9 protein-coding genes and 1 pseudogene are annotated in these 18,048 nt (G+C 52.5%); 5 read left to right on the top strand and 5 right to left on the bottom strand.

Annotation, left to right across the window (positions count from 1 at the left end; genetic code table 11):
• Positions 1–17 precede the first annotated feature (17 nt).
• Genes ACR0IM_RS14065 through ACR0IM_RS14045 form a run of 5 tightly spaced genes read right to left on the bottom strand, consistent with a single transcriptional unit; the run spans position 18 to position 12,454 of the window.
• Positions 18–344 (bottom strand): hypothetical protein, encoded by a 327-nt coding sequence (locus tag ACR0IM_RS14065; protein ID WP_480682305.1) that lies wholly within the window; start codon positions 342–344, stop codon positions 18–20.
• Complete coding sequence (locus ACR0IM_RS14060) at positions 345–3,650, bottom strand: Eco57I restriction-modification methylase domain-containing protein (RefSeq protein ID WP_480682304.1); 3,306 nt, start codon at positions 3,648–3,650, stop codon at positions 345–347.
• Positions 3,650–6,421: a helicase-related protein gene (locus ACR0IM_RS14055; protein ID WP_480682303.1), complete on the bottom strand. Its 2,772-nt coding sequence runs from the start codon at positions 6,419–6,421 to the stop codon at positions 3,650–3,652. The genes ACR0IM_RS14060 and ACR0IM_RS14055 overlap by 1 nt, the downstream gene beginning before the upstream one ends.
• Positions 6,414–11,597 (bottom strand): DEAD/DEAH box helicase, encoded by a 5,184-nt coding sequence (locus ACR0IM_RS14050; RefSeq protein ID WP_480682302.1) that lies wholly within the window; start codon positions 11,595–11,597, stop codon positions 6,414–6,416. The genes ACR0IM_RS14055 and ACR0IM_RS14050 overlap by 8 nt, the downstream gene beginning before the upstream one ends.
• Positions 11,598–11,623: 26 nt before the next feature.
• On the bottom strand, positions 11,624–12,454 hold the full coding sequence (locus ACR0IM_RS14045) for a hypothetical protein (RefSeq protein ID WP_170803269.1): 831 nt from the start codon (positions 12,452–12,454) through the stop codon (positions 11,624–11,626).
• A gap of 71 nt (positions 12,455–12,525) precedes the next feature.
• Here ACR0IM_RS14045 and ACR0IM_RS14040 point away from each other — a divergent pair, with 71 nt between their 5' ends.
• The 5 genes and pseudogenes from ACR0IM_RS14040 (at position 12,526) to ACR0IM_RS14020 (ending at position 18,036) form a co-directional block, all read left to right on the top strand.
• Positions 12,526–13,236 carry a hypothetical protein gene (locus tag ACR0IM_RS14040; protein WP_480682301.1) on the top strand — a complete coding sequence of 237 codons (711 nt, stop codon included), beginning with the start codon at positions 12,526–12,528 and terminating at the stop codon, positions 13,234–13,236.
• Positions 13,233–15,185, top strand: a complete 1,953-nt coding sequence (locus ACR0IM_RS14035; protein WP_480682299.1) for a Mu transposase C-terminal domain-containing protein — start codon at positions 13,233–13,235, stop codon at positions 15,183–15,185. Before ACR0IM_RS14040 ends, ACR0IM_RS14035 begins: the two co-directional genes overlap by 4 nt.
• Positions 15,182–16,156, top strand: coding sequence for a TniB family NTP-binding protein (locus ACR0IM_RS14030; protein WP_480682298.1), 975 nt, complete (start codon positions 15,182–15,184; stop codon positions 16,154–16,156). The genes ACR0IM_RS14035 and ACR0IM_RS14030 overlap by 4 nt, the downstream gene beginning before the upstream one ends.
• Positions 16,156–16,500: pseudogene (locus tag ACR0IM_RS14025) on the top strand (TniQ family protein); the annotation flags it as partial. The gene ACR0IM_RS14030 and the pseudogene ACR0IM_RS14025, both read left to right, overlap by 1 nt.
• Positions 16,501–16,605: 105 nt before the next feature.
• Positions 16,606–18,036: a hypothetical protein gene (locus tag ACR0IM_RS14020; protein WP_480682377.1), complete on the top strand. Its 1,431-nt coding sequence runs from the start codon at positions 16,606–16,608 to the stop codon at positions 18,034–18,036.
• The last annotated feature ends 12 nt before the right edge of the window (positions 18,037–18,048 follow it).

The following is an 18,048-nucleotide window of genomic DNA, read 5'->3' as shown; positions in this document are numbered from 1 at the left end:
AGACTCAGAAAACTACTTCAATTTTGCCCTAAATGACGGCCGCGTGCGACAAGTTCCCAAAAGAGCTCCTCGTCGTTAATCCTGTATGCACGTTCTGAGCCATAGCCTGTCGTCCTCGCCTCAACATTGAAACCGGCGTCTTTGAATCCATCAATAACGTCCATTGTTGCGTCAAAATACATGCGGTATTCGACCCCCCATTTGTTATTCTGAGTTTGCATGAATGACTCGTCAGGTGCGTGGCCGGCCGCAGCTTGGTAGCGAGTTCGGAATCTCGCCTTTCGACTGTCCGGCATCTCGCATTCGATCAAGAGATTTTGCATAGCATCAATTAGTTGTTCCATTTATCGCCCTTTCTGGCTGTGCATTTGTCCAAGATAGGAAGAGAATTCTCCACCTAAACCATACGATTGGTTAACTACTTCGTTTATTTGCTCCCATTCGGCCGTGCCGAGCTCGCCCGAGTCTTCGGAAACAACATTTTCAAGTTTCTCAAATAGGCCAGCGGGGACTGAAGGTAGCTTCGCAAGAATATAATTGTCGAAATGCATTGTTCGGACGGCTCGATTGAAGCCGCCGACGTATACGAACCAGCAAATGAAGTCAGACATCAAATAGGCCGCAACTGAGCGAGCACTGTAATTGAGAGGGTGATGAATGACGTTGACGGTGTCTAGTGGAGCCATCGGTCGATCCGTTACGGCGCCAATCAGTCGGATGTGGTCCGTAGGGTTGAGCAGATGGGCTACGATATTCTGAAATACCGTCGCACCCGTTGGCAAGACGAACCGGTCTTCTATTTGATTCCTGTTTATGAAGCGCCAAGGTCCTCGCAGTTGCATTGGGGCAATGTTTTTTCCAGCTAGCAGCTCAGTATCACCCTCATTATTCGCCAACCTTTGGAGGCCTTTGCCGCGAGATGTGGAAAGCTCTGGTACTCTGTTTGGTTTTAGGAATTTCCGAATTCTCGTGAGCACCGCCTGATCATTTTCATTCATCCCAGTAGGGATAATCCCTAACCCCTCGGCCAACTCGCGCGAAATCGGCATATTGGGTGCGTTTAGGCCCCTGAAAAGCCGAAGTTGGGATGTATACTGTAATTCTTTTGAGCAAAACAGCAGAACCATCTCCAGCGCAACATTGGGCCAAGCTTGCCCAATATCAATGGTTGAAACCAAGCGAGGTACAACAATTTCTCGCACTCCACGCCACGCATTCGAGTACGTCACTGACTTTGGGACGACTAACCCAAACCTGCCTTGCTCGGACATTATACCCATAGCCAGGCTAATGAAATCGGCACATGTGTTGGATGCGCCCGATGTTTGAGAATGCGTACTTTTGATACACTCTTTTGAACGTTTTTCGACTTCGGCGCCGTAGGGTGGGTTGCCTACTACTACGTCAAATCCACCGTTCTGCATCACATCGGGGAACTCCAAGGGCCAATGGAACGCCCGAGCGCGGCGAGCAGCCTTGGGCGCATCCAGCATCGATTGCCGCATCTTGCCCTGATTGAGCGCCATCCACAGTTCCTCAGTCGTCGGCACGGTGCGGGCCGAGAGACCAGCGGGCGCACCGCCTACCTTGGGCAGCAGGAAGGCCGCAACATAGAGGTTTGCCGCGGCCGTCGCCCTTACAAACCCCTGCTTCTTGCGCAGGTCTTTGTACCGTTTGGCCTTGGTCCCGATCTGTTCCACCGTATCCTCTGGTAAATCGCGGAAGCCTGAGAAATCCAGCGCCATCGGCTTCATCTCGGGCATGGCGACTTGCCCAGTGCCGAAGTCGAACCCGCCTTGGCCCTTCATCGCATCTTGATTGGCCTTTTTATAGTATTTGGCTGTGTCCTTGTCGTCGCCGGTCAGCGGCTTGTAGGCGGCATCGGGAATGCCGTCCTCGAACTCCTTCAAGTCGAAGACCCCGAGCAGCGCGTCGCCGCAACGGATCTGCGCATCGAAGAAGCCGAGGGGAAGGCCGGGATCCACTGTCTCAATCCACAGCGCGACCTTGGTCAGTTCCACTGCCATCGGGTTGCGGTCCACCCCGTGAATACAACAACGCGCGACATCGCGCAGCGCATGGCGGAAGTCGGCAAGCGAGGGCGTGCCCTCGGCCCGAATGCGCGCTAGCCGTGTGGCGATGCGGCGGGCGGCGGCCAGAAGAAAGTGGCCCGAGCCGCAGGCGGGGTCGATGACTGAGAGCTTAAGAAGCGCCTTGGCGGGATCATCCGTCTCGGCCTCGGTCTTGTCGAGCACAGGGTCGAGCGCGGTGTCGAGCAGCGCCTGAACGAGGCTGTCGGGCGTGTAGTAGGAGCCGGTGGTCTTTCGCTGGTTGCCCTTCTGCTCTGCGGCTTCCGAGGCAAAACGCAGTTCTCTGCCGTCGTCGGATAACTGAGGCTGGAGTTCCAACAGAGACTCATAAACGGACCCAAGTTCTTCGGTCTCCATAGCGCGCCAGTTCACCGGCACAATGCCGGACTTGTCACTGAGCCACGCAAGTCGGTACAGAGCTTCCATAAAGGCCTTATTGCGGAGTTTCGCAGTGTCGAGGCGAGAGGCCTTACTCTGTGCAAAAAGGCCACCTAATGCCGGCAGAGCCAGCTTGGACTCACCTTGCGTCAAGGCATTGAAAACCACTTTGAGACCCTCATAGCGGTCGTAATGCCGATCCCAACTGGAACGTCGAATGCACTGTGACCGCAGATGTGCCAGGCTATAGCCTTCCACGTAGAGTTTACGTGCGTCCTTGTTGGCATTGGGCGAATGAAGCAAGTTGCGGTCTTCGGCCACCATCAGGAAAATAAGCCGATAAACCAGTTGGAGCAGTTCGTTAAACCAGTCGGTCAGAGGCACCTCGCCGGACTTCAGCTGGTTCTGGAGATCCGGGTTTGCTTCCAGAAACCCTGACCCTAGTGATTTCAGAGCCAATTGAACTTGGTCCGCCAATCGGTCTCGAGCAGCTTCACCTTCTTTTGACCCGGCTTCGCGCCACCGCTCCAACGCGCAATCCGTCGCCGGGGTTTCAGCTTTACCAAAGCGGGATCGATGGATGAGCAGCCAGAGTACCGCGAAGGAGGCTATGTCCTCGTTTGAAAAGATCTGCTCCAGATCTGCTTCTACGTAGGCAGGACGGGTCAGCGAAGCATTATCGCGCATGAGCCTTAGCGACTTACCATTCGTGACGAGACCCCAAAGGGCGTCTTCTTGTTGGTTTAGGTAGTCTTGCAGCGCAAACGTAGGTGAGAGAGACCGTTCGACTGAAAGCGTCGGGCTCCGCTTATCGAGTTCTTCTTCTGGCGGAACGATCACGACTGGTGCGCGCTCTCCAGCGATCTGCGAAACCGGCGCCAGCGCCGCAACCATGTCGTCAAATCCGAAGGCTTCTTTCAACAAACCCTGCACAAACCAACGCGTTGCTTCAGTTGATGGAGTTTCAGATTTTTGGAAATCGTCGAAATGCGATTGCCCCACTCGGAAAGCCAATGAAATCTCTTCCCGAATGCTCAGACCTTTTCTGACGCCATAGTCTTCTTCGGCTTGCTCAGAGGCTCCGCGCTGGTCGACCTTGGCGACCATTGCTGGTGCAATGATGTTGCCTTCCAGAGTGAGGGATGGCCAAGACGAAAGATCAACAACCTGTTTTCTAGCCATTATTCTTCCTCGCTTGGCATCAAAACAAACAGTCCGATGACATCAGGCGGGAGCAGCGGCTCCACTGTAACTTTCGATCCGGAACCGGTTGCAGCACGGATTCTTGCATGGTCGCCGACAAGCTCATCTGCGCGCTCGGCAACGTATTTCGCGATTGGACCATCAAGTAATCCGGGTAGTTGCGCCTGTGCTTGTTTGACAAATCTTTCACGCGCAACCGGTGCTAAGTTTCCGGAAGCCGTCGCGCTCAAAAGCTCGCGTGCATCGTCACCGCTGCAAACCAATTGATCGCCTTGGAGTGCGACCAACGCGGCCTCTTCGGCAAGCAACAACCGCTCTCTTCGCGCATGAACCCGAAGCTTGTAACGAATTCTCAGTAAGGCGAGCCTCGTGACCTTTTCGACCTTGGACGTTGGCCAAGCACCTAGCCTCCCAATACCAAGGTCGTACAATGAGGCTGGATCCAATGACGCTTCGACCAGTGTTTCCGCGAGTGTTGCCGTAAGCGGGTGCGTTCGGGTCAATAGAGCTGTACCAGATGGAGCCGGTTCAGACAGGGCCAGCTTAATTGTTCCAGTCAGAGCCTTTTGTTCCAAACGCTCCTTCAGTGGAAGATCAAGCGCATGAACGTGAGCGCGTACGAGTGATTTCTTTTCTTCGAGCGGTACACCAAACCGAGACATGGAGCGTTCGAGAAAGGTTCTCGCATCTTCTGGAGATCCAAGCAGGTTTGCGACTTTTTCCCATTCCGGAGCCACTTCGTTCGGTTTCATTGCATTTTGAGCGAAACGTGCACGTGACGCCTTTTCTTTCTCGGACGCATCTCTCCAAACTGCTTCCATTATTTGGGTTCCGTCATCGAGGCGCAGATCAAAAGCTAGTTGTCGGGTTCCACCCTTTTTGAGCATCATCGCGGCCATGAGCGCGTCGGTAACGGGAGCCCGGTCGTCGGGCAGTGGAACAGTTACCCCTGTCGCTTTTCGGATTTCTTCCGCTTTTCGGAGAATTACGTCTAGCACGGCTCCATCAATGGCGCTGTCGGGAGAGAACATCATGATGGACCGCACCAATTCGGCCGGCTGGCCAAAACGATCTACGCGACCTTCTCGTTGTTGATGTCGAGTTGGGTTCCAACTGAGATCGTAGTGAACAACCGCATCAAAAATTTGCTGGAGGTTGATCCCCTCAGAGAGGCAGTCCGTCGCAACAAGAATTCGTTGAGGTGGAATTTCGTCGTCATCCTCAGGGGCCATGTCTGCAACGCGATCACGCCGTTCATCAGGCGTCAGTACTCCGGTGACAGCCTCAACCGTCAATTTGGGGAAGGCTTTTCTCAAACCATCCCTGACATGTTCCGCCGTTGCCAGGTATCGACAGAACACAACCGGATTGGCTCCATCCTTTATCATTGGTTTCAGAATGCCAATTAGCGCTTCTAGCTTTGGGTCTTTGGCCGCTACCAAGTCTTCCGCGCTCTGAATGAGATCGGCTAATGCTTCATCCACGGAGAAAGATGCGCTGGGCTCAACATCCACCGCGTCTTCATCATCGCCGTCCTCATCAAAAACCTGTGGTTCCAACCGATCTGCCTCGTTGGACATCCGGTTTCTCAAAGCGCTCAATGCAGCCGCTGGCGACGAGCCGACACAACGCATCAGCGCAAGCGTGCCCCAAAATGCCAATCGCCTGTCTCGTTGGGCTTCTCCAGCTCTTTCGACAACACCGAGGCAATAGTCCAAAACCTGTTCTTGGAAGTCCAAATGCTCTTGGGTCAGCCGATAGGGCGCTTCCGTCGTTTCATGCTTTGGAAACGCGCGATCTTCTCCCCAGTCCTTTGAAACAAGATCGATTCTACGGCGTTGAACAAAGTGGCGTGCCAGTCTTTCACGATACCGAGCATCATCAAATGCCAACGAGGCAAAGGCAAGATCGATGAGTGAAAGCAACCGTGAGAACGCTTCCTCGTCTCCCGAATGCGGGGTTGCAGTCAGCATAATGATCCGTCGTTCAGGATCCTTTGCGAGACCAGACAATAGTTCAAAGCGCTGCTGCTTGCCTTTATGCGTCCCAACACACGCGTGCGCTTCATCAACAATCACGAAATCCGGGCAAGCCTTAGCAAATCCGTCTCGGCGTTTGTCGGCTTTGATATAATCCAAGCTGACGACCGTGAACGGATATGCGTCAAAGAGAGATTGCGCCAGCGGCAGGCCTCGCTCAAGCCGCGCAGCAGAGCTAGATGTGACGGCGACAGCTTCGATCCCAAACCTGGAGTTCAATTCCATGATCCATTGATCAACAAGATGGGGAGGGCAAAGGACCGAAAAAGTGTCAACTTCTCCACGATCCATCAGCTCCCGAAGAATAAGTCCGGCTTCGACCGTCTTGCCGATACCAACATCATCAGCAATCAATAGCCTTGGCACTGGCATGCGCATTGCCATGAGCAGAGGAACTAGCTGATAAATCCGGGGTTCGAAGGCGAGATTTGCCGCTGAACGAAAGGGTCCAGCGCCGCGCCTCAGAGTAAGCCGAAGTGCGTCCGACAACAGAGCGGCTTTCGATTGTACCGTTACAGCAGCGTCATCCGGCAAATCAAAGCGCGCGGCTTCAACGCTTTCCAACTCCAGGGTTGGATCAAGAACGACAGTATCTTTCTCGTTTCCAGTGAGTGGTCTGAGCGCGAGAAGACCTTCTTTTGGAGGAGGTAGTGCGACCCATTCACGACCGCGGGCCCGTACCAAGTCTCCGGGTGAGAATGCTTCAGTCATGATATGCTCCGCCAAGTAATTCGATCAGTTCCGTGGGAACACCTTCATTCGGCTCAGCAGGCAGTGACACAATTGTCCAACCTTTCTCGGCGGCAATATCATTTGCTTGCTCGGAAGCCTGCCCGATTGCTGCTGCAACGTAGTGATCCCGCCAGGCGAATTGCGCCTGCTGCTCGCCAAACATGATCGGTTTTGCATCTGGAGATGGCAATTCCGCTTGAGTAAATGCACTAATCCAAGCTTCGGCAGAAGAGCTTGTTCCTGAAGTCGCGGAAGTGGTCAATTCGCCCCTTGCAAGATCCACCAAGAGTTGCTTGGCCTCGTCGCTTACTCGGTCAATCAACTCATGATCTGGTTGGTTAAAGTAAGACAGCAAGCATCGGTAGCAGCCGCGGACACATGCATCGTCCGCATCTTTGAGTAACGATGCATCACCGTCCGCGACGGCCGCATCTACTTCCTTGAAGTGCATCAAATTCAGAGCTGCGAGCGCAACCCGGCGCAGCGCGTTCTCGTCTTCTACAAGGCGACTTAGGACGCCGGCGCCCCCTTCTGTTGCTTCATACGCCAGAATCGTGCGCCGATCATCGCGTTTTGGTAACGGCTCACCAAGTATCTCCCCTTCTTCAAGCTGAAACACGACTTCGATGCCGCGCATCAGTGCATGTTGAACGGTCGCCAAGGTCTCTGGTTCATAGAAATCTGGGCGATGAAACCTGAACAAGAGAGCGTTCTTATGATCGCGTACGATTGGCACGATCCGGACTGGTTGCACAGCGTCAGGTGGGGGATCTGTATCTGCATCTTCGTCTGGTGTTTTCGCCCAGTACCCCGTCCGCGGGTCGATCAGGAAGCCAAGAACAGTCTGGTCCTTGCGGCGTCGTAACCCTTTGTTAATTCGGCTGATCTCCGCGCTGTTCGCGTATTGAAGATCGAGCAGGCGCTTACCTCCGGCAAGGTACTGCGCTTCAGTGATGTTGGATTTTCCAGCCTTTTGCGGCCATGAGAACACAGTTTGAATTTCGAAACCTTGCCGGACACGCTCTTCGTCATTTGCAGTGATACGCTCCGCAGGGGCCGCCTCAACGTTGTCAATTCTGAGAGTTCTCTTAACGGGCAGCTCACCAGCCATAGAGTGATCACAGGCATGGCAACGTTCGACTTCCTCTTCATGCGAGGCGCCACAGTTTGGGCAGATCGTGATTTCTTTTGTTGCCAGTTCTTGCCCATCGGCAGTCCGTGTTTCCGGCGGCAGTTTTGCTTTCATGACCCGGAATGCGCGGCCCTCATGGTATATTAGGCTTCTTGGTCCAAACTCTGCGATTGCAAGAAACCTTGCGCGCTGTAAGTAAGCCCCGCTTTTCCCCTCACCGGGCACGAACGCATAGAGAGGAAGCCTCGGGAAATTGTATCCCGGTAGGAAACCTTCCGTGGCAAGATAGCGGTAAGAATAAAAGTCGGACCCGTTTGACGCCTTTCCTTGCTCAAGGATTGTGATTTGGTCGTTGGCCTGGGCTTGCGCGGCCCTGATCTTTCGCCTGTCAGAAGCGGACAAGCCAGCCTGCTGGGACTTCTTGTTGGCTTCAATCAGTTGTGTTCTCGCAGAATTGTAAAGTTCTCTCCATCGGTTGAATGCTTTGTCGAACTCGCGCGGTGCTTCCGCTGCAACCTCTGCCACAAACTCTTCTGGGGACGTCAGCCATTTCGGCATTTCCCCACCGAGAGAATGGAGAATTTGTGCTAGCACGCGACCCATCGGCGCCTTGGACCGCTCCAGTAGGCTTGATGCCTGCACAACGGTTAAGATCTCTGGTTTGAGTGGATAGTCTTCATTCTCAAGGTCCAGGATCAGCGGAATATCTGGTGACAGTGCGAGTTTCGCTTCTGCTAACCACACCGCGTGTAAGTGGGAAGTGACCAAATCACGATTGGTGATATCGAGTGCCGGTGGTTTGACGATACCAGAGACCATGTCGTTCCGACGTTCGAAGAAGTACTGATCATGTGGTGATTGCGCTGCACAATAAGTGAAGACGACAGCTGCCTGACCTGAACGACCGGCGCGTCCAGCGCGTTGCGCGTAGTTCGCAGGCGTCGGGGGTACGTTTCTCAGGTAAACCGCGTTCAGTGCAGATATATCGACACCCAGCTCCATTGTAGGTGAGCAGAACATTGCTGGCAAAAACTGGACTGACTCTCCGCTTTCTTTGATTTGGAGAGCATGCTCCTCGAGCTTGGCAATATCATCATCCTCAAACCGGAAGCGCCACTCTCTCCACTCTCGCTGTAGCTGAGTAACCTGTGCCGTGTGTTCGCGGCTCTCGAGGCCCCAATAACTGCTGTGTCCGCCTTTGAGATCTGCTGCGATGCTGGTGTAAAGATCGTGAAAGTAGGCGTTTCCACGGAATTGGGCGTCATTCACCGCAGCGCCAGGCACCAATCGGACAGCTGACGGTGAAAGTTGCCAACCCTGATGGTCGTCATCCAGGCTCACTGGGGTCAGCAGCCCTTCTTCGCTCAGGTACGAAAGGACTTCTTCCATCACCCTCAGGTAGTCGTCCTTGCCTAGTTTGACGCCGAGCATGCTGCGCTTATTGATTAGCTTGGCAATTCTGGAGTTATGGCCAGCACGTAGAATTGTTTTTTCTTCCCTAAGGCCGATGTTGCCGCGCCTTGGAGGCTGTAAGTACAAAATTGACTGCCCTTGAAGACTTTCCTTCTGATCAATCGACCAAGGAGATCGCAGCAGGCTTCTCGAATTCTGGGCGGTCGTGTCGAGTATGGGTAGTTCGAGTGCCTCTGTCCGGACGGCCAAACCTTCGATCATGGCTTCGAGGAACGTGCGCAGAACCTCGCGTCTGTCTTGCGTAGGTAAAGCACCGAACTCCGGAAGAATTGCAGTAAAGCGTTCCTGGTCTCCTGCAATTTCATCGAGGCCAACAAAGTCTAAGGCGACGAGATTCAAGATCGACAGACTTGGATTTGTAAAACGCCAGCCGCGTCGAAGATCTGTCCAAACGCGATGTGCCATGACCTTCGCAAGTGCGCGCTCTGCATCTTCTCTGATGACAGTACCCGCCGTCGGATCCAGCATCCAGTGAACGCGTGCATCTTTGTTGTTGGCTGTGAACCCGAGAGCACGAACGACGCGCAGTCCAAATTCTTCCTCGCGCAACCCGTAGGACCCTTCGTCCAACACGGCCCGAAGAATTGCTCCCCGCAGCAAGCTTACAAACAAGAAATCGTTGAAATGCCCAGCTTGTAGTGCTGCGTCCTGCCGATTGTCTGTAAAGCCAAGAAGCTTGCGTTTGTCTTTCGGGACATTGCTGCTTGGAGCGTTTAACCATTCAAGCGCGGTTGAGACCAGCAATGTTGTCGCAGAGCTTCTGCCCTCGCCTGAAAGGCCGGCCAATTTGCTTCTTTCGCGCATGCCAGTTGATGGTTCATGCAGGCAGCAGGTGCAAAAACCGAATTTTCCAGGCAAGAACCAAAAGTCCATTCCGCTTGAACCTACGCGGCCGTCAGCGCCAACCGTAACGGGCTGAGGGGCGCGTGCGCGTCTATAAGAACGCAATCGTTCAACACCGCGGTGCTCTTCAACCCAGGTTTCAGGATAGCTTTCGATTTCCCCTGAAAAACGGTAATCCGCGTCGCCTTCGCCAGTAGGGGTTAGGTATCCGGCAATGTCTTCTTCTTCATCGTCGTCGATGGGGGTGTCATCGATGTTTCGAGGAATGAAACTGGTTCGGCCGTCTCGTTCCACTTTTGTGACGACGTGATATTCTTGACCGCACTCGCGACAAAACCGCGTCGGGTACATTCTGTGGCCAGGGTTGTTCGGATCCTCCAGTTGGCCATCTAAAAGAACAGTTCTCGGGTGATCGGTTAGGGTGGTGAAAAACTCACCAGCACCGGAAACAAACCGATGCAGCTTGAATGCGAGAAATGCGGCATCACCTGATCCGCCTCTGTCCTTTTCGGGCAGACTGACGAGAGTGAGAAAGGTTTCCAACACCTGCTGACACTGATCTTGGCTCTCTCCGGAGGCTTTCTTTAGCTCTTGAACAGCTTCACCAAATGGAATTGGTCGCTTGCGCTTAAGGTCCTTGCCGTCGTCCAAACCGAGTGCCAGCTCACACCAAACAGCTAAAGGATGTTTCTTAAGCTGGTCGTCAGTGAGTTCTGATGGGATGCCTTGGTTTATTGTTGCTCCAAGAGCGGGGATGACATCCGCAATCTCGATAGAATCGTCAGTTGAACGCCGAAGCGCCTCGTCAATAACGGCGTCGGGACCGATGCTGGCACCGAACAGTCGCGAAGCAACCTGTGAGACAGCCAGAGCCCGCCCATCGTCGCTTCCTTCGCTGGCCATTGTTGCAGACGTGCCGATACAAATCGGTGCTTTTTCGCCCGCACACCGATCTCTCAATCTCCGTACCAGAATAGCTACATCAGCACCTTGTCGTCCGCGGTAGGTGTGAAGTTCATCAAGAACGATAAACTCCAGGCCCTTTGTGTTCTCGACGACTCGGGTGTCCTGCTCGTCTTGACGGGTTAGCAAAAGCTCCGCCATCATGAAGTTTGTTAGCAAGATGTCGGGGGGATTGGCCGCGATGCGTTGTCGCTCCTCCTGACCTTCCTGACCCGTGTAGCGGGCGACAGTTGGGAGGAGCTCCTTTGGTAGGCCAGACTGAGAAATAAACTTTTCGATTTCTTTAATCTGGCTATTTGCGAGAGCGTTCATCGGATAGACAATGATGGCTCTTGTTCGCCGAGATTTATCCGCTTTTTTTGCCCTTACGATAGCGTCGACGATTGGAACAAAGAAGCAGAGAGACTTACCAGATCCCGTACCTGTCGTGACGACAAAACTTTGACCTGCACGCGCTTTAGCGATGGCTTGAGCTTGATGCCGGTGGAACCGAAGTGGCTCAGCTCCGAACCGGAAAATTTCACCGGTAGCTTTATCCAAATCTCCAGTAGAAATGAGTTCGGCAGTTGTCGGGCCTTCTTCATAGCGTGGGTTCAATGACAAGAGCGGGTCCGGCCAGAAATGGCCGTCTTGATAGAGTGCTTCGACCTGCGACTTTAGATCTGTCGCGCGTAAGGCGCTGAACGATTGCGAAAAGTGTGCGTAGTTCTCAATGAGACTGCTGTCGAATTCGAATGCTTTCATTTCAATCTTACTGCCTGCAAATAGCTTTATTCGGTTACCCTAAGGTCTGTAGCTCGTTCAGCTCTCTTTTCGGGCAATGTCGCAAAGCGAATACCCTTTAAGGAGAGTTTGTCGCGCAAATCATTCATCCTACGCAAGTCATATGCGCTTCCTTCGGGCACAATCATGAGAATTTCGGGCACAAGTTTTTGAATTAACGCCAATTGCCCCAGTATACCGATAATATCGCGGCGGTTGACTTGACTACGATATGACTTTGTTTCGATTGCAAACCGGCGTCCGTCTGCACAGTCCACGACAAGATCGGGTTTGACCGGTTCGATAACTTTGCCTGAGAGAATGGTGACATGACTGGTGTTGAACAACTTCGCCCCAAAGCGTTCGAAGTAGTCGGTCACGATGGTTTCGAACTGCTGAGCTCTTTCTGGTGCAGAAATCGCAGTACTGGTGACTGAATTAGGCGCCTGCTTTCTCTTTTTTCGTAGTTCGTCATACTTTTTCTTGAGCGCAACCTGACCGGAATGGCCCGCAAAGACTTCGGCGGCCGATTTTTTGGCTTCCGAAGGGTCCAATTCATTCATTTTCATCAGGAACATCACCAGGGTCATGCCGAGCCATGGAGGTCTCGCGGCAAAGATATCCGGGTAATTTTGCTTTAACCAAGCGCTTACATTCACAGTTTTCTTTAAGCTATCCGATTGTTTTCCTTTGATATTAGCTACACGTTGGAGAACTTCGCTCGAAGTTCGGAGCCCGTAGAGTTCTGGTTGACTCATTGCCTCTGAAAGAGCTTCGCCAAGCTCGATCCAGTTTTCTCTTTTTGCCACGCCTTCAAGGCTGCCGGATTTTTCCGCCATTTTTTTCCTTGTATTCTGTATCCGAATATCCTATTCGGGTAATCCCATCAAGGATAGTACAAGATCTACCAGTGAAAAAAGACCCCAAGTCACACCCAACATCCCGCATCGTAAGAAAAGCGGGGCAAAAAAAGAGAGCAAATTACGTCAGTGTTCCGAAATGTGCTGGATACATCCAATTGGAGAGCACATTGGAGGCCACGACTGCTTTTGCGCTGGCGTTGGATCCGCGTGTAGCCAGTTTCCGGCCCCAACCTTGCACATATGATCTTCTATCGGGAAGGTCTTATGCGAAAAAAGAGAATCTTATCGATGAGTTTGTCGGAAAGCGCTATCGCCCCAAGCCTTACACACCCGACTTCCTCGTCAGAATGTGGGATGGTCGAGCAGCTTTCGTTGAAACCAAAGCTGAAAGTCGGGTCAACGAGGACCTCCATCGGGATTTTTTGCCAAAGTTTTTCAAATCTGTTGGCCATCACTGGACACTGATTACAGACGAAACGCTGACGGAAACCGTGGCTCACAACGTCCGCACGCTGAAGGCTGTTATTGACAGGCCACCAACTGAGAAAACTCTAGAGATCCTTGCTGAAGTGCCAAACGAAAGTGTCCGTCTTGGTCAGCTGATCTCCGAGTTTGATCTTGGTTCGGACGAACTACTTTGCGCTATCCTTTCCGGGTTTCTTGCAGTGGATCTTCATAGTCGACGTCTTGGGCCGGCTTCGTTTGCGTGTTTGTCGCCAACTCCCAAAACCAATCATCTGGAGATCATCGAGTTATGACAAACGTTGAGCGACAGTATGTTGGCTGGCATGTTCTGATCGAAGAACAGACCTTCACCGTAGAAGAAGTTGGTGTGCGCGACGGTTCAGTCTCCCTGACTGACAAGGACGGTGTTTATTCGCACATCAGCTTTGAGAGATTCAGAGAACTCATTCACTCCGAGATGGCGTTCGATCCGAACGCAGATGCCAGGTCACTGCGCCGAATGCTTAATGCTTCTGAGCAGAAAGAACTAAGCTTCAAAAAACGTGTTATCACAGCGATCAGAGTGCATCGAGGAGGTGGTCTCACTTGGCAGGCAGCTTACAATCGACTTGTACTAGACTTCTTGGATGACAAATACACGTCTGTCCGAGCTAATGGTTTTCCCTCACTAAGGACTGTTCAATCCTGGGATAAGCTGGACCGTTCAAAAGGCGATGCAGGGCTTCGACCCAAACACACGAACAAAGGCAACCGAGCGCCCAGATACGACTTCTTGTTTGAAGAAGTCACTTACGATCTGCTCGAAGAACGGTTTCTGACTTCGGATCGCATGACGGTTACGTCTCTCGCAAGGCTTGCCAAAGCAAAGTATCAGAAAAAATGTGAAGAACTGGATCTCAAGCCCGGGCCATGCGGTAGCAAATGCGTAAACGCAATTATTCAACTATTGCCACATGCAGATGTTGTGAAACTTAGGCTCGGCAGTGCGGAAGCAAGAAAACAATACTTGCTCGCGATGAATCTCCAGAAAGTAGAAGTTCCATTCGAACGTCTCGAGACGGACTCCACCACTTTGGACATGTGGTGCGTGGATGATGACGGAGATCCAGTAGGACGTCCAACAGTGTGTGCGGTCATCGATTGCGCAACGGGCCTGATTCTGGGCCTTCAAGTGTCTTGGGGTGCTCCATCATCCAGTCTGACCGCGAGAACCATGAAGGAGGATTTCGTACCCAAAACGGATGCGTTCTTTGATCGCTACAAAATCCAAAATAGGTTTCAGGCCGTCGGTACGCCACAATTGACGGTATCAGACCAAGGTTCAGAAAACTCAGGCGATATTATTGGGTCAGTTCTGTCAGCTTCGGCACAAGACTGGTTGAAGTGCGTTCCAGGCCAGCCAGATAAAAAGCCATTCATTGAGAGGTTTTTCCGAGAACTGAGTCGATTTATTACCCAGTTTCAGGGGGCCTCCCAAACGTCAGAAATTGGCGCGAAAAAACGCACAAAAATCGCTGAAGCAGAAGCTGTCTATACCATTCGCGAAGTTGAAGAAATGCTTCAAAGGTGGCGGTATGACACTTACGCTCAAAAGCAAAGACGGCGGGTGCAAAACATCCTGCGGACCAACGAGTCTCCGATTGCCGCATGGAACAGACTGAGTAGACGCCACTTTATTCCCCCCGCGCCATCTCCGATTCAAGTCAGAGAAATGTTTATGGTTGAAGACGCAGTTCGTGTCGCTGAACGAGATGGTATCATGTTCAAGAACATTCGGTACGCTTCGTACGAGCTGAAGAACTATCTTGAGCGCGTTGGAGTAAGAAACAAGGTTCAGATCCGATACGACCCAAATGACATCCGAGAAATCGCTGTCTGGGACGAACTGGCTCACGAACATTTTTTTGTTCCTACGAAGAGAGAAAACTGCCCCGCGTTGTCATTTGCCCAGTTGGATGCCGCACGAAAAGCGTTGCGCACGCCTGACGTGGAGGAAATCGAAACGCAGGCAATTCTAGCCGAGCTGCAAATCTATGAAGACTTCAAAGACAAGGCCGACAAACTTACGTCAAAAAAGCGCCGGGCAAAGCAGATCGCAGCGACCCGCAACAAAGAGCTAATTGAACGTTCGGATCGCCTACCCGGTGAAGATCCCACCAACTCAGCCAAACGCAAACGGATCAAGCCGACAGTTAGCTTGCCCGGGAACATGCCGAAGAAATCAACCCGGAGGCACAGTTGAGTCACCAGAACTACAGTCACGTCCTGAAACAAGCCGTCTATCACGCCTTGTATCAACAAACGCGCAGTGAACTGATTGAAGCCATTAGCCTTGCACAGCGGCTCGGTGGGTCAATCGTGCCCTTCCTCGGGCCAACAAGATGCGGAAAAAGCCGGATGCTTGAGGATCTGCGGGATACTATCGGTAAGCCAACAACTGAATACCAGGGATGGGTCTATGACAGCGATTTTGTCATCGGTTCCATCCCCAACAAGCCAAATGATAAAATGCTTGTTCGATCCATGCTGGCTTCGCTGGAGCTGAGCGGTAAGAGAGGGTCATCTGCGTCAGAGATCGAGGCACAGCTATACAAGGAAATCACGAGCAAGGGCATTCGTGTCATTGCGATGGACGAGTGCAATCACTGCGCCGAACGTGGTGAACGGCTGTCAAAGCGTGGCGTTACCGACCATTTCAAACGCCTCGTGGACAACACAGGTGTGACGCTGGTCCTCTGCGGGTTGCCCAAGTTTCAGAGAATTCTGGATGAGAACGAACAGTGCCGTGATCGGGCAATGAAATCCACTTACATGTTGCCCTATTCCTGGTCCGTTGAAGAGGAAAAGACCAACTTCGCCGGCGCTATCGCAACGCCACTCAACAGCTTGCAAGAAGCCGGCCTAGAGTTTGACTTTGAACCTCATGACATTGTGGTGCGCCTTTACGGAGTGTCTGGCGGCCGCGTTGGGATCGTCATGCGAGTCTTGCACGGGGCAATCGCCTACATCGAGAACGACGTATTGAGCTACGCCAGCCTCGCCAAGGCAGCGAACTCCGTTCTCCAAGCCCAACACCGTCCAGATTTTTTCTTTGAATCTGATGATATCGAAGAACTGGATTTGGTCCGTTCGTTCGTAAACGTCATGAAAGAAGCTGACCTTGAGCTTGCACCTTCCACGACGGAAGAATTTTCAGTGTTGGAACACTATTGATGCTGGCTAGAACAACATTTCCACAGCCGAATGAAAGCCTCCTCGGCTTCCTTCGCAGATTGTCCGCTTTCAACGCGTTCATCGACACGGGGGATTTCTTCTCGGAGCTTGGTATCAGGTACGGACGCCCTCTGATCGAGAGCATTGGCGACTTGGAGCGCAAATGTGGATTACCTGCGGGCGAGCTCGCGGCAATCGCACCGGAAGCCAAGTCAAATGACGCATGCCGCGAGTGGCAATTTGACCGGCGCTGGTCTGACCCAGTGTGCCCTATGTGTATCGCAGACGGTAAGGTCTATCACCAAAGCTGGCGTCACACTTTGGTAACTGCGTGCCCTGAGCACAAGTGCAGATTGGAAGATACCTGCCCGCGATGCTCAGAGCCTCTTACGCCCGAAAATGGAGGGCACGGAAAATGTTCTTGCGGAACGGATCTGTCGAGACTTCCAGTGCAGCCAGCGCCGCGACATGAGGTTCTAATCTCGCAGTTGATTTCGGGCATTCCATCAAGTGAAGTCTCAGGTCTTCCGACGCAGTTGGTGTCCAGTCCTCCAGCAGATATCGGCCGTTTTGTTCATTTCCTAGCCTCGTCCTTCTCAACAAATCGAACGGGCAAGGCTCTTAAGACCAAATTGCCGAAAACAGTAGAGGAGGCTGTTGTGCTGCTTAAGCCGGTTGCTTCGCTTTTGGAAAATTGGCCAAACGGTTTTGAAGATCACGTTCGCGAACGTCTGTTTAAAGCTGACCCGGCATTGAACTCCGCGCCTGCAAGATTGGGCAATTGGTATCAGCGGTTCATGCAATTCAAAGATCCTGCATATGAACCAGTTCGCAAGGCTTTGGGTGGAGCTGTTTCAAAAGAGTTCAGCGGAACCTTTCTCGGTTCATTGCAAGTCAATGAATCAAGAGAATGGGTGTCTGCCAAGGAAGCTGCTCAAGAGATTGGGATCACGTCGCAGAGGCTGGTTGAGGCGGTTCAAAAGAAACAGATTGCCGGCAAGCAAAGCCGGAGCGGATATGGGCACACTCATACTGTTATTCCTCGGCTGGAAGTTCATAACATCCTCGCTGATCGAGAAAGATACTGCGACGGCACTACAATCCGAAACCTACTTGGAGTTTCACGGAAGCAGCTTGAGCTTTTGCGTGAAGCTGCTGTGGTTAGCGAAATTGCTTTGGAAGATCGTCCCCCGTTGATTGACGGTGGCTTTGACAGAATTGCCCTTGCAGATCGGCTGGCTCGTATCAGTGCCTCCGCGGTCCAACGGGATGGTGAGACGATCAGTTTTGTGGATCTAAATCTTCGCAGAACAACGGATCGTTCGGTGCTCCTCCAAATTTTTCAGCGCATCTTTGATTGTGAGATCGTGCCTGTAAACGCGAATAGCGAAGTCTTGTTAGGTAAGTTCCAGTATCTGAAAAGCGACGTGGAAAGAGAACTGAGTAAAGGGCGTTTCTCAAAAGACTGGACAGCTCAGGATGTTGCCAGGATCACTGGTTGGAAACCTCAATCAGTCGTGCACTGGTGCAAGCTTGGTCTGCTCGAAGCTCGCGAAGTTTCGCATGGTCCGAACAAGGGTTATTTGATCTCGCCGGAACAGCTGGCGCGGTTCCAATCTACTTTCGTGCCTGTCGCAGTACTTGCTGGGTCACGCCGCACAACATCGCGCCGCTTGCTCGGCCTTCTCGCGAAGAGCCAGATCGAGACTTTTGGTGCACAAAAGGAAGCCCAAACAAGCAGAGGCCATCTAGTACGCCTGTCAGACCTCATGACTTTAGCCAATTCCGGAGGACTTCCATCTCTGGATACCGAAAGCTGTACGGCAAGTCTGAGAAGCCATGAGGTGAAGATGGCTCGTAGCCGAGTCCACCCCAACTGACTTCCCTATCAA

Source organism: Ruegeria sp. BF6 (assembly GCF_056538665.1).
This window is presented reverse-complemented; position numbering and strand designations above follow the sequence as displayed.